Source organism: Pantoea sp. K16, from assembly GCF_048452805.1.
GTDB classification, from domain to species: domain Bacteria; phylum Pseudomonadota; class Gammaproteobacteria; order Enterobacterales; family Enterobacteriaceae; genus Pantoea; species Pantoea agglomerans.
The window spans coordinates 140,470-153,460 of record NZ_JBLWNV010000009.1 but is presented as its reverse complement, the minus strand read 5'-3'; the positions used below and the strand labels follow the sequence as shown (position 1 = coordinate 153,460).

The following is a 12,991-nucleotide window of genomic DNA, read 5'->3' as shown; positions in this document are numbered from 1 at the left end:
ATAAAGATTATACTTGCTCTTCCGGCCGATCCTGCATAATCGACCCACATCTTCATTTTATTAAACGGAATAAATATGACCAAGCTTAAAGCAGTAATCCCGGTTGCGGGCCTCGGTATGCATATGCTCCCTGCGACTAAAGCCATTCCGAAAGAGATGCTGCCTGTCGTCGACAAACCGATGATCCAGTACATCATTGACGAGTGTGTTGCCGCGGGTATTAAAGAGATTGTGCTGGTCACGCATGCATCGAAAAATGCCGTAGAAAACCATTTCGACACCACCTATGAGCTCGAAGCGCTGCTTGAAGCGCGCGTGAAGCGTCAGCTGCTGAGCGAAGTGCAGTCTATCTGCCCGCCAGGCGTGACTATCATGAACGTGCGCCAGGCGCAGCCGCTGGGTCTGGGCCACTCGATTCTCTGTGCCCGTCCGATGATCGGTGATAATCCGTTTGTGGTCGTGCTGCCAGACGTCCTGCTGGATGACTCCACCGCTGACCACATGCGTTACAATCTCGCAGCAATGGTTGCCCGTTTTGAAGAGACCGGCCACAGCCAGGTCCTGGCGCAGCATATGCCCGCGTCCAATCTCACTGAGTACTCGGTAATCACCACTGCAGAGCCGATTGATCACCCTGGCGATATCAGCACCATTACCGATTTCGTTGAGAAGCCTGAAGATACCGCCGGACTGAACTCTGACCTGGCTGCGGTAGGCCGCTATGTCCTTTCTGCTGATATCTGGGCCGAACTGGAGCGCACTGAGCCAGGCGCGTGGGGCCGTATCCAGCTGACCGATGCCATCGCCAGCCTGAGCAAACATAAAACCGTTGATGTTTCGCTGCTGACCGGTCACAGTTTTGACTGCGGTCGTAAGCTCGGTTACATGCAGGCGTTTGTCTCTTACGGCCTGCGCAGCAACGCGCAGGGTCGCGATTTCCGCGAAGCTATCCAGACCATCCTCGCAAAACAACAGTAATTTATTTGCCGCGTCCTGCGCGGCAGATTGAAAGGAGCTCACATGGCAATTTTAGTCACGGGCGGAGCAGGGTATATCGGCTCCCATACGGTACTGGCGCTGTTGCAGCGCGGTGATGATGTTGTGGTTCTGGATAACCTCTGCAATGCCTCACGCGAAGCGATTAACCGCGTTGAGAAACTGGCAGGCAAAAAAGCGACCTTCGTTGAAGGCGATATCCGTGATCGCGCCTGTCTGCGTGACCTGTTTGCATCCAACAGCATTTCAGCCGTGATCCACTTTGCTGCGCTTAAAGCCGTCGGTGAATCTACGCGTATGCCGCTGGAGTACTACGAGAACAACGTCGCGGGCACCGTGGTGCTGCTGGAAGAGATGCGTGATGCCGGCGTCTGGAACTTTATCTTCAGCTCATCAGCAACCGTTTATGGCGCAGATGCCCCGGTTCCTTACGTTGAGACCACCCCGATTGGCGGCACCACCAGTCCATACGGCACCTCTAAGCTGATGACCGAATTCGTGATGCGCGACTTCGCCAAAGCGGAGCCGAAGTTCAAGGCGATTGCGCTGCGTTACTTCAATCCGGTTGGCGCGCATGAGTCAGGCGAAATCGGTGAAGATCCGGCGGGTATCCCAAACAACCTGCTGCCGTACATTGCACAGGTTGCGATTGGCCGTCTGGAGAAGCTGGGCGTGTTTGGCGGTGATTACGATACGCCAGACGGCACCTGTCTGCGTGACTACATCCATGTCGTTGACCTGGCGGAAGGGCATCTGAAAGCACTGGATTATCTGAGCAAAGTTGAGGGCTACACCGCCTTTAACCTGGGCGGCGGCAAAGGCTTCTCGGTGCTGGAGATGATCAAAGCGTTTGAGAAGGCGTCCGGCAAGGCGATCCCGTTTGAGATCAAGCCACGTCGCGATGGCGACCTGCCTGCGTTCTGGGCCGATGCGTCACTGGCAAACACCACGCTCGACTGGCGCGTGACGCGCGGCATCGATGAGATGATGCGCGATACGTGGAACTGGCAGAGCAAGAACCCGGATGGGTTTCGGTAGTCTGCGATGAAATAAAAAAAACCCGGCTCAGGCCGGGTTTTTTTGTGCCTGCATTAAGAGAAATTGCATATTCCTGCTCACTCTCCTCACCTCAATGCCAGATTGTGACTGACTGATGACTTAATACGGAATTATCCTGGTCTGGCTTCTATAGCGTTTAATCACAATAGCGGCTAATCCGACTGTGTGAAGAGGCGCAAAGCGCGATTCCTCATACGCTACTATGCTGTTTTGCCAGTGATTACATTTACTCATGCAGGATGAGATCAATGTTTAGTCACTCTTAAGTTTTGTCAGTGGCAATGAAAGATTAGGCATATTATTTTTGCCGCACAAAATGTACTATTTGGTGTTATCCCGGAACCCGTATGCGATTGAATAAAATATAATCAGCGCATCGACAAGCTAACCTGTGAAGGTAAGATTCCTATCACACAGCGCATTGGTTGCTGCAAGCCAGGGGCGGTAGCGTGGCTGTTTATTCATAATGAATAAAAATTGACCCGCTTATATGCATAGCATGTTTAAATTTGTTAGAGGATGTGGAATGTTACTTCCCGTAATCATGGCCGGAGGAACCGGCAGCCGCTTATGGCCCCTTTCCCGCGAACTTTACCCAAAACAGTTCATCTGTCTGCACGGTGAGCACTCCATGCTGCAGGAGACGGTTAATCGTCTGAGCGGTGTCGAAGCGCGTGCACCGATGGTCATCTGTAACGAGGAACATCGTTTCCTGGTTGCCGAGCAGTTGCGACAAATTAACAAGCTATCCCATAACATCATTCTCGAACCGGTAGGGCGTAACACTGCTCCGGCCATCGCGCTGGCTGCGCTGAACGCCGTAGAGCAGGGTGATGATCCGGTTCTGCTGGTGCTGGCCGCCGATCACGTGATTGAAGACCGTGCTGCGTTTCATCAGGCTATCAAAGTCGCCACCGCCTATGCCAAACAGGGCAAGCTGGTGACTTTTGGTATTGTGCCAACCGGTCCGGAAACCGGCTATGGCTACATTCAGCGTGGCGAAGCACTGCCAGGCGCAGAAAGCGGCCCTTATCAGGTTCAGCGCTTTGTTGAAAAACCGAATCAGAGCACCGCTGAGCAGTATCTTGAGTCCGGTGAATACTACTGGAACAGTGGCATGTTCATGTTCCGGGCTAAACGCTATCTGCAGGAACTGGAGAAATTTCGTCCGGATATTCTGGAAGCCTGCCGTCGAGCCATGGCTAACGTGAAAGAAGGGAATGATTTCATCAGTATTGATAAAGATGATTTTATCGCCTGTCCTGACGAGTCAGTGGATTACGCCGTAATGGAACAGACCGATGCCGCTGTGGTCGTCCCGCTGGCAGCCGGATGGAGTGATGTCGGTTCATGGTCTGCACTGTGGGAAGTAAACGACAAAGACGCTCACGGCAACTCCCTGAAGGGCGATACCTTCCTGCACAACACCAAAAACTGCTATATCAACAGTGAAGACCAGCTGGTTGCCGCCATTGGCGTTGAAAACCTGGTCATTGTGAACACCAAAGATGCTGTGCTGGTTGCACGTAAAGACCAGGTACAGGATGTTAAGCGAGTGGTTGAGTTCCTGAAGAGCGAGTGCCGCAGCGAATATCGCCGCCATCGTGAAACTTACTGGCCATGGGGACGTTGCGATCTGGTGGTCAATACTGGCCGCTTCAACGTTAACCGCATTACGGTTAAGCCGGGTGAAGCCTTCGAACTGCAGATGCATTATCACCGCACCGAACACTGGGTGATCCTCTCAGGCACAGCGAAAGTCACTATTCAGGATAAAACCCTGCTGCTGACAGAAAACCAGTCAACCTTTATTCCAATCGGTCACCCGCATACCTTAGAAAATCCAGGCAAAATCCCTCTGGAACTTCTGGAAATCCAGTCGGGTTCTTACCTTGGTGATGACGACCTCATTTTGATTAAACAACAGTTTGCAAGTAAGTAAGGACAGACACGATCATGGCAGCACTGACCTGTTTTAAAGCTTATGACATCCGCGGCGAGTTAGGCACTGAACTGAATGAAGACATCGCTTACCGCATTGGCCGCGCCTATGGTGAATTTATCCGGCCAAAAACGATCGTGGTGGGCGGCGATGTCCGCCTGACCAGCGAGTCGTTAAAGCTGGCACTGGCTAATGGACTGCGGGATGCGGGCACCGATGTGCTCGACATTGGTATGAGCGGAACAGAAGAGATCTATTTTGCCACGTTTCATTTAGGCATTGATGGCGGCATTGAAGTGACTGCCAGCCACAATCCCATGAACTACAACGGGATGAAACTGGTACGGGAAGGTGCTCGCCCGGTCAGTGGTGATACCGGTCTGCGTGACGTGCAGCGCCTGGCTGAAGCGAATGACTTTGCTCCGGTAGAAGAGAGTAAGCGCGGCAGCTATAAACAGATTTCTGTGCTGGATGCGTATGTCGATCACCTGATGGGTTACATCGACCTGAGCAACTTCACTAAACCAATGAAGCTGGTGATCAACTCCGGTAACGGTGCTGCAGGTCATATCATTGATGAAATTGAAAAACGCTTTAAGCAGGCGAATGCGCCAGTAACGTTCATCAAAGTACATCATGAAGCTGACGGTAACTTCCCGAATGGTATCCCAAATCCGCTGCTGCCGGAGTGTCGCAAAGACACTTCTGATGCGGTGCGTGAGCATCAGGCCGATATGGGTATCGCCTTCGACGGTGACTTTGATCGCTGCTTCCTGTTTGATGAGAATGCAGAGTTCATTGAGGGTTACTACATCGTTGGGCTGTTAGCCGAAGCGTTCCTCAAGAAAGAGCCAGGAGCGAAAATTATTCACGATCCGCGTCTGACCTGGAACACCATTGATGTGGTGACCAAAGCGGGTGGTATTCCGGTGATGTCTAAAACCGGTCATGCGTTTATCAAAGAGCGCATGCGTGAAGAAGACGCGGTTTACGGTGGTGAGATGAGTGCGCACCACTATTTCCGTGACTTCGCTTACTGCGACAGCGGTATGATTCCATGGCTGCTGGTGGCAGAGCTGCTGGCAGTGAAAGGGGAGACACTTTCCGGGCTGGTTTCGGAAAGAATGAAAGCGTTTCCCTGCAGTGGTGAGATTAACTTTAAAGTGAAAGATACTTTCAAAGTTATTGAAACTATTAAGGCCGAATATTTAAAAGACTGTGTCAATGAAAACTATATTGACGGAGTAAGCATTGAATTTGAAAAATGGAGAGTAAACGTAAGAAACTCTAATACCGAGCCTCTGTTAAGAATCAATGTTGAGAGTCGGGGATGCTTACGTGAAATGGAATTAAATACCAAAAAATTGATTGATGTTATTCAAGGAAATAATAAATGATAAAGTCATTAATGGCTGCGGCCGGATATCGTGATTTTATATTAAACAGTATAATACGTGATTTTAAGAGCAGATATCAGACAAGTATATTTGGCGCTGCATGGTTAGTGCTTCAACCTTTAGCTATGATTACAGTCTATACTGTAATTTTTTCTGAAGTGATGAAAGCGAGGATGCCAGATAACAATGGTCCTTTTGCATATAGCATCTATCTTTGTGCCGGATTATTGACCTGGGGCCTTTTCTCAGAATTAGTAGCAAGATTAATAAATGTATTTGTTGATAGTGGAAATTATTTAAAGAAACTTAACTTCCCGCGAATCTGTTTGCCAATTATTTCAATAGGTGTTTCTTTTACGAACTTTTTGATAATTTTTTCTCTCTATTTAATCTTCCTTCTTTTATCAGGGAATTTCCCTGGTTTTGAAATCCTATATATTATTCCGCTCCTGGCTATTCAAATACTCTTTGCTACCGGTCTGGGGATTACACTTGGTGTTTTAAATGTTTTCTTCAGAGATGTAGGCCAATTTATGAGCATTGTCCTTCAGTTCTGGTTTTGGTTTACCCCAGTAATTTACCTAATAAATATCCTACCTGAGTGGGCCAGACACTGGCTTTTGATGAATCCAATGACTGGCATCATAATGGGATATCAAAACATATTTGTTAATCATCAAGCCCCTGAATGGGACCATGTAACTTTAGCACTGATACTTGCAATATTTTTTAATATTACTGCATTTTATCTTTACCGCAAACATGCTGGCGAAATGGTAGATGAACTCTGATGAATATAATTTCAGTAAATAATGTCACAAAGAGCTATAAAAACTACCCTAAAAAAAACCATCGTCTTATCGAATGGGCATCTTTAGGTTATAAGAAATGCCACACTACCATCGATATCTTGAAAGGTATTAATTTTAATGTTGGTGCCGGAGAGTCTGTCGGAATCATTGGAATGAATGGTGCTGGCAAAAGTACGCTGTTAAAAATTATTACTGGCACAACGGTTGCAACTTCAGGAAGCGTGTCTGTAACAGGAAGAGTGGCAGCTTTGCTTGAGTTAGGTATGGGTTTTCATCCTGATTTTACTGGTAGAGACAATGTGTATATGTCTGGCCAGTTAATGGGATTGAATAGCGCTCAAATAAAAGATTTGATGCCAGCGATAGAAGCATTTGCAGAAATAAACGAATATATAGATCAACCCGTCAGAACCTATTCAAGCGGGATGCAAGTCAGACTGGCATTTGCTGTCGCGACTGCCGTCAGACCAGAGTTGCTCATCGTGGATGAAGCACTTTCGGTAGGGGATGCTTATTTTCAGGCCAAATGCTTTAACAGAATCAGAGAGTTTAAAGCACAGGGTACAACTCTGCTCATCGTTTCCCATGATCAGGCTGCCATAGCTAATATCTGTACCCGAGCGATTTTATTGGATAAAGGTAAAGTTGTTGCCGATGGCGCTCCTACAGATGTGATGAACTTGTATAATGCTAAGCTTTCTAAAAGTTCAGAACAGAATGCTATAAATGCAGAAAATGGTAAATCTGAATCTGGCAATAAAAAAGCGGTTATTACTGAGTTCTTTCTTGAAAATTCAGCAGGTCAAAAAACTGAAGTTGTTAACGTGGCTGAAGACAGTTCTTTATGTTTTGCCATTGATAACAAAGAAGTTCGTTCAGGTTTAACACTTGGCTTTCATATCAGAGACCGCCTTGGCAACATTGTTTTTGGAACTAATACTCTCGCTCATAACATTGACATGAATGAGCCAGGTAAAAAGATCGTTAGATTTAAATTTAATATGAATATAGGGGTTGGTGAATACAGTATTTCAGCTGCATTACACAAAGAAAGGGATCACTACGAAGAATGTTTCCATTGGAAGGATGGTTTAGGACAATTTAATGTAATAGCGCCTGGAAAAATATTTGTCGGCAGCGCCTGGCTTGAAAACACCTGCACCGTAACAACAATCTAGGAAAATTATGTTGAATATTATCAGTGAATTCAAGAATAAATTTAATAATATTATTGATGTCATCAGTAGATTAGAAAACAAGGTGACGAGCCTTGATGAAAAAGTGCTATCTGTAGATGCTAAAGTTGAAAATTTAAATCATAAAATAGCATCTATTGACGATAAGTTTGATGCAGTAAATGAAGAAAAGAGCCAGTTAATTCCGGTAGAGGTTGATCAGGCTGATGATAAGAGCGCTGTTATTGAGCAGCTTGTGCACAATCTTCAGGACAGACTTGAATTTGTGCGCGAAGAATTTATGTTCGAGTTACGTCTGAAAACAGGTACGCTAACAGACAGAGATAACAAAAAAGAAATTGAAACAAAGATAATATCCTCAGATAAATTCGATAACCTCGGCTGGAGAAAGATCAATATCGGTTGCGGTCACGTTCAACCTGAGGGTTATATAAACGTTGATGCCAGGGAGTTACCTGGAGTTGATGTCATCTGTAGCGCGAGCGATTTAGTATTTGATGATGAAGCATTGGAAGAAATTTATGCTGCACATCTGATTGAGCATTTTACTGAATTAGAACTGACCAGAGTTATTTTCCCACACTGGTACAAGAAGCTCAAAACTGGCGGAGTACTAAAATTAGTAACACCTGACGCAGATAGTATGATTAAGGATTACGTCAGTGGCACCATGAGTTTTGACGATCTGCGGAAAGTCACTTATGGAGCACAAGATTATGAAGGTGACTTCCATTACATCATGTTCTCAGTCGACTCGTTAAAAAAGATGCTTACTGATGCAGGATTTACTACTGTAACGTTAGTAGAAGACAACAGAAAGAATGGCCTCTGCAGAGAAATGGAAGTTCTCGCAATTAAATAATGGAGTTTATATGAACAAAGAAAAAATTGTCTCCGCAAACAAAAGCATTTTAGAGACAATCGAAGATGCTCGTTCAGAAAGAAGACAAACTGAAAGAACGGGCATTAATATTTTGCCTAAAGAGTTGAGGTTTCTTTTTAAGACCACTCAGTTTGAAATTAATGAATTGATTACTTTATGCAAAGATGATTATCGAAAAATTATTGTTGTTTTGATCACCAAAGTCTCACCTGAAAATATTGAGGGCTATTCATTCATAGATAGATTCAGGGCAAGTCCTTTTATATTTATTAACCTTCTGGCTCTTCATCCGAAATCAAAAGTCAGGGTTAAAGGCAGTTTTAAATATGCCGCAGTAAAAATATTGCGTAGAAACAAAACTCTTTTCGATCTTGCAAGAAAAATTTATATTAAGGTCAGAGGCTGAATATGTACGAACATTTCTCGGGACGTTTTATCCAGGTAATCGAATCTCTGGATATGTATGATGCATGTTCGAATCATGTCGTCAATATTGATGAGTATGTTAAAAGCGCATATGGTTTGAAATCAGAAATTTATGCACGGCATTTTCATCCTGAAAGAGAGTCATTGATAAAGTTCATCGATCATTTACAGACAACTGATGATGATATTATACTCTTTCATTTCTCTGCTTATTCTGAATATTGCGCTGAGAAAGTTGTTTCCTCAAAGGGATTCAAAGTACTACATTATCATAATATTACGCCACACTATTTTTTTGAGAAGAATTCATTTCTTTATGAGCTCTGTAAAAAAGGTAGAGACCAGTTAAGTTCAATAATTGATAAGTTTAGTTTTGTAACAGGTGATAGCTTTTATAACATTCAGGAGATAATTAATCTTGGGTTTAAAGAGAGCAGAACACTAAAACTTCCTATCATCATTGATGATCGTAAGCTTGATAAACTTAGAACGGTTGATGAGGTTGAAAAAAATCTTCTATTTGTTGGCAGGATTTGTGAAAACAAATGTCAGCACAAGTTAGTTGAATTTTTTTCTCAATACAGGAAGAAAAATTCGGTTAATAAACTTTTTTTAGTTGGTAAATACGATACTTCCTCGGCCTACTACAAGAAAGTTGTCCAGCTTATTAATGACCTGGGCTTAAAAAATGAAGTGATACTTACTGGTTCTGTATCTGAAGAAGAATTAGATGAGTATTATAAAAATGCTTCCTGTTTTATTTCTTTTAGTGAACATGAAGGATTTGGTGTACCGTTGCTTGAAGCATCGCAATATCAATTACCTGTACTGGCCTTAAATAAGGCGGCTGTGTATGAGACACTATCAGGCTCTCCCGGTATATTTAACGACTCTATTGAACTGGAAGGATTATTAACTAAATCGCTAAACGATAATATTTACCGGAAAATTTTAATAGATTATCAAAATGATGTCCTGACTAAAAATAACTATAGTTCCTGGAAAGGATATGCAGATAGTTTCCTGTCAACGATTCTACCTGATAAAGATCAATTTAAAACAGTTTCTGTTGTTATTTGTACTCTCAATCGAGGAGACCATTTAGACAGATGCCTGGATTACCTTGAAAAAAGCTATAGTAACAATTTCGAGGTTATTGTTGTTAATGGGCCATCTACCGATAACACTTCAGATGTTTTAAAAAAATGGTCTCATCTGATTAAAGTATTCGACAATCCAGTTAAAAACTTGTCTATATCTAGAAATATAGGTATTAAAGCTGCTTCAGGTGATCTTGTCGCTTTTATTGATGATGATGCCATACCGTTTTTTGACTGGTTTGAAAACCTGGTAAATTACTTTAACAGTACGCACTCATTCGTTGCAGGTGCTGGCGGTCCGACTTATTACGCTGGGACACTAAACTTTCAGGCCAGGGATATATTTGTCGATCATTTTGGTAGTGGAATCGTAGATCCTAACGATAATATTAAAAATGATCCTGAATACAACAGAACGCTTCTTGGTACTAACTCTGTTTTCAGACGTGATTATTTAATTGAGTGTGGTGGATTTGACGAAGAATACGACTACTTTCTGGACGAAACTGATCTCTGTTTTAGATTGATTAAAAATGGTTTCTCTATAAACCACTGCGCAGATGCATATCTCAGACATGAATTCGCGCAAAGTGAAAACAGAACCAATAAATATGGCTACAACTGGTATTCTATAGTAAAAAATACTGTTTATTTTGCGCTGACGTATTCTAAAGCAAGTCGGAGTTTTTTGATTGAAGAACTGGAATCTATTGTTAAGCGCGAGAGAGTCGACTACATACAAACTGGTTTTAATAAGAAAGAAATTAGTAAAGAAGAGTGTGATAAATATCTGGCCGAAATTTGGCGAGGTTTTGATGCTGGGTTGAGTGCAGCTAATAATTCACCAAAACTTTTGAGCTACGAAAGCTTAAAACCTGACGAATTTCTTCCTTTTAAATCTCAGGCAACAGATTACAAACGACTTCACATAGTTGTAGTCAGTAAAGAGTTCCCACCATTTACCCGCTCTGGCGGGATAGGCACGCTTTATTATCATTTGGTGAGCGAACTGCTACTGGCTGGCCACTTTGTAAGTGTGATTATTGAAAGCGATGAGGAAAATGTTTTAGAGCGAGGCCGATTTAAACTAATAGCACTCGAAAAACAATCTATCAATCACGTTTATATTGATGATTCAAACATTGCTAACGCTATTGTCAGTTGGTCTACAAGAGTGGCAGTAGAGATTGATAGTCTCAACGAGATTCATCCCATCTCAGTTGTCGATTCATGTCTTTGGGATTCTGAAGTCTATTCATTCAGCCTGATTAATAAAAATCTCGATATTCCTTTAGTGGTTAGATTAGTTACGCCACTGAAGGTAGCTAATGAAAAAAATGCCTGGAATATGAAGACTGAAGATGTTGACTATTTATCGTTCTTCGAAAAAGAAATTGTTAACAATGCTAATGCTGTTATCCCTATAAGCGAATCAATCAAGAAAACATTCATTGAAAAATACTCACCGTCTGAAAGTGTTAAATATCACAAGATCCATGCTGGGATAGCCTACTGGCCTTATTATGAGGTATCTCAGGGTTATGCGAAGTTAGAAAATTTCCCTGATTTGAGTGATGAGAAAATTAAGAACAAGAAAAAATTCCTGTTTTTAGGTCGGCTGGAATTAAGAAAAGGTATTGATGTATTATTAGACGCAATTGAGAAATTCAATCTGGAGCATCTTAATAATAACAATGCATGTTTTATAATAGCCGGAAGCTCTTCAATCGATATCAGAAGTATTTTGAAAGATCGCTTTAAGGATCATGACAATATCGTGTATCTCGGAGAAGTTAATGATTTTGATCGTGAGAAAATTTATGCATTAAGTGATGTCGTAATTTTCCCATCAAGATACGAATCTTTCGGTTTAGTGCCCCTTGAAGCGTTTGTACATGGTAAGCCCGTTATCGCAAGCAACTCAGGCGCGATTCCTGAAGTTGTTATTAATAACTATTGTGGGTTGCTTTTTGAAGATGGTAACTCACAGGCACTTGCTGATAAAATCGCGTTGTTAAACAACGATGACAGTGTAGTAGCTAAACTTAGCGAAGGTGCATTGCTACGAGTCAGAGAACTGTCATCGTACAACTCCGCTAAAGAATCTATCGATCTCTATAACACCCTGGTTTAAGGTACTATTTTATGAAATCTGCAGTTATTACAGGCATCACTGGTCAGGATGGCGCATATTTAGCCGAATTGTTACTTGATAAAGGTTATAAAGTCTTTGGTACTTATCGCCGTACAAGTTCAGTGAACTTCTGGCGTATCGAAGAATTAGGGATTAAAAGCAATCCTAATCTTCACCTTGTCGAATATGACCTGACTGACCTGTCATCAAGCATTCGTTTACTTCAGGAAAGCAAAGCGACCGAAGTCTACAACCTTGCGGCTCAGAGCTTTGTAGGTGTTTCTTTTGACCAGCCACTGACCACAGCTGAAATTACAGGTATTGGTCCGGTAAACCTGTTAGAAGCTATTCGCATCGTTAACCCTAAAATTCGTTTCTATCAGGCGTCTACTTCAGAGATGTTTGGTAAAGTACAGGCTATTCCGCAGAAAGAAGATACGCCTTTCTATCCACGTAGCCCGTATGGCGTCGCAAAGTTGTATGCCCACTGGATGACAATTAACTACCGTGAGAGCTACAACATCTTCGCATCAAGCGGCATTCTGTTTAACCATGAATCACCACTGCGTGGACAGGAGTTTGTGACCCGTAAGATCACCGATTCTGTAGCCAAAATTAAGCTCGGTAAGCTGGATGTGCTTGAGTTAGGTAACATGGACGCCAAGCGTGACTGGGGCTTTGCTAAGGAATATGTTGAAGGCATGTGGCGTATGCTGCAGGCTGATGAGCCAGATACATTTGTCCTGGCAACCAACCGCACTGAAACAGTCCGTGACTTCGTTTCAATGGCGTTCAAAGCTGCTGGCATTGAATTGCGCTTCGAAGGCAAAGATGACCAGGAAGTTGCAATTGATGTAGCCACTAATAAAGTGGTGGTTAAGGTCAATCCTAAGTTCTATCGTCCTGCTGAAGTAGAATTACTGATTGGTAATCCACAGCGCGCGAAAGACATTCTGGGCTGGGAACCAAAAACTACGCTCGAAGAATTGTGCGCGATGATGGTAGAAGAAGATCTGCGCCGCAATAAACAAGGGTTCTCCTTCTGA

Annotated in this window: 10 protein-coding genes; all 10 read left to right on the top strand. The window is 43.3% G+C overall.

Features of this window, described 5'->3' with window-relative positions; all coding sequences use genetic code 11:
• Positions 1-75: 75 nt before the first annotated feature.
• The 10 genes from galF to gmd all read left to right on the top strand — a co-directional run bounded on the left by galF (position 76) and on the right by gmd (position 12,991).
• Entirely contained in the window at positions 76-978 is a 903-nt protein-coding gene (galF, locus tag ACK13D_RS13655; RefSeq protein WP_010248118.1) for a UTP--glucose-1-phosphate uridylyltransferase GalF, read from the top strand.
• A gap of 42 nt (positions 979-1,020) precedes the next feature.
• Entirely contained in the window at positions 1,021-2,034 is a 1,014-nt protein-coding gene (gene galE, locus ACK13D_RS13650) for a UDP-glucose 4-epimerase GalE (protein ID WP_010670976.1), read from the top strand.
• 547 nt (positions 2,035-2,581) lie between these two features.
• Positions 2,582-3,997, top strand: a complete 1,416-nt coding sequence (locus ACK13D_RS13645; protein ID WP_010248114.1) for a mannose-1-phosphate guanylyltransferase/mannose-6-phosphate isomerase — start codon at positions 2,582-2,584, stop codon at positions 3,995-3,997.
• A gap of 14 nt (positions 3,998-4,011) precedes the next feature.
• Positions 4,012-5,394, top strand: coding sequence for a phosphomannomutase CpsG (gene cpsG / locus ACK13D_RS13640; protein WP_060680583.1), 1,383 nt, complete (start codon positions 4,012-4,014; stop codon positions 5,392-5,394).
• Positions 5,391-6,185: an ABC transporter permease gene (locus ACK13D_RS13635; protein WP_031591346.1), complete on the top strand. Its 795-nt coding sequence runs from the start codon at positions 5,391-5,393 to the stop codon at positions 6,183-6,185. Before cpsG ends, ACK13D_RS13635 begins: the two co-directional genes overlap by 4 nt.
• The gene (locus ACK13D_RS13630; RefSeq protein ID WP_187495739.1) at positions 6,185-7,384 is read left to right on the top strand and encodes an ABC transporter ATP-binding protein; all 1,200 of its coding nucleotides are present in this window, start codon (positions 6,185-6,187) and stop codon (positions 7,382-7,384) included. Before ACK13D_RS13635 ends, ACK13D_RS13630 begins: the two co-directional genes overlap by 1 nt.
• 7 nt (positions 7,385-7,391) lie before the next feature.
• Entirely contained in the window at positions 7,392-8,264 is an 873-nt protein-coding gene (locus ACK13D_RS13625) for a class I SAM-dependent methyltransferase (RefSeq protein WP_033778791.1), read from the top strand.
• A 10-nt stretch (positions 8,265-8,274) separates the two neighbouring features.
• Positions 8,275-8,691, top strand: coding sequence for a hypothetical protein (locus ACK13D_RS13620; RefSeq protein WP_033778793.1), 417 nt, complete (start codon positions 8,275-8,277; stop codon positions 8,689-8,691).
• A gap of 2 nt (positions 8,692-8,693) precedes the next feature.
• Entirely contained in the window at positions 8,694-11,945 is a 3,252-nt protein-coding gene (locus ACK13D_RS13615) for a glycosyltransferase (protein ID WP_418796621.1), read from the top strand.
• A gap of 11 nt (positions 11,946-11,956) precedes the next feature.
• Positions 11,957-12,991, top strand: a complete 1,035-nt coding sequence (gene gmd / locus ACK13D_RS13610) for a GDP-mannose 4,6-dehydratase (RefSeq protein ID WP_033778797.1) — start codon at positions 11,957-11,959, stop codon at positions 12,989-12,991.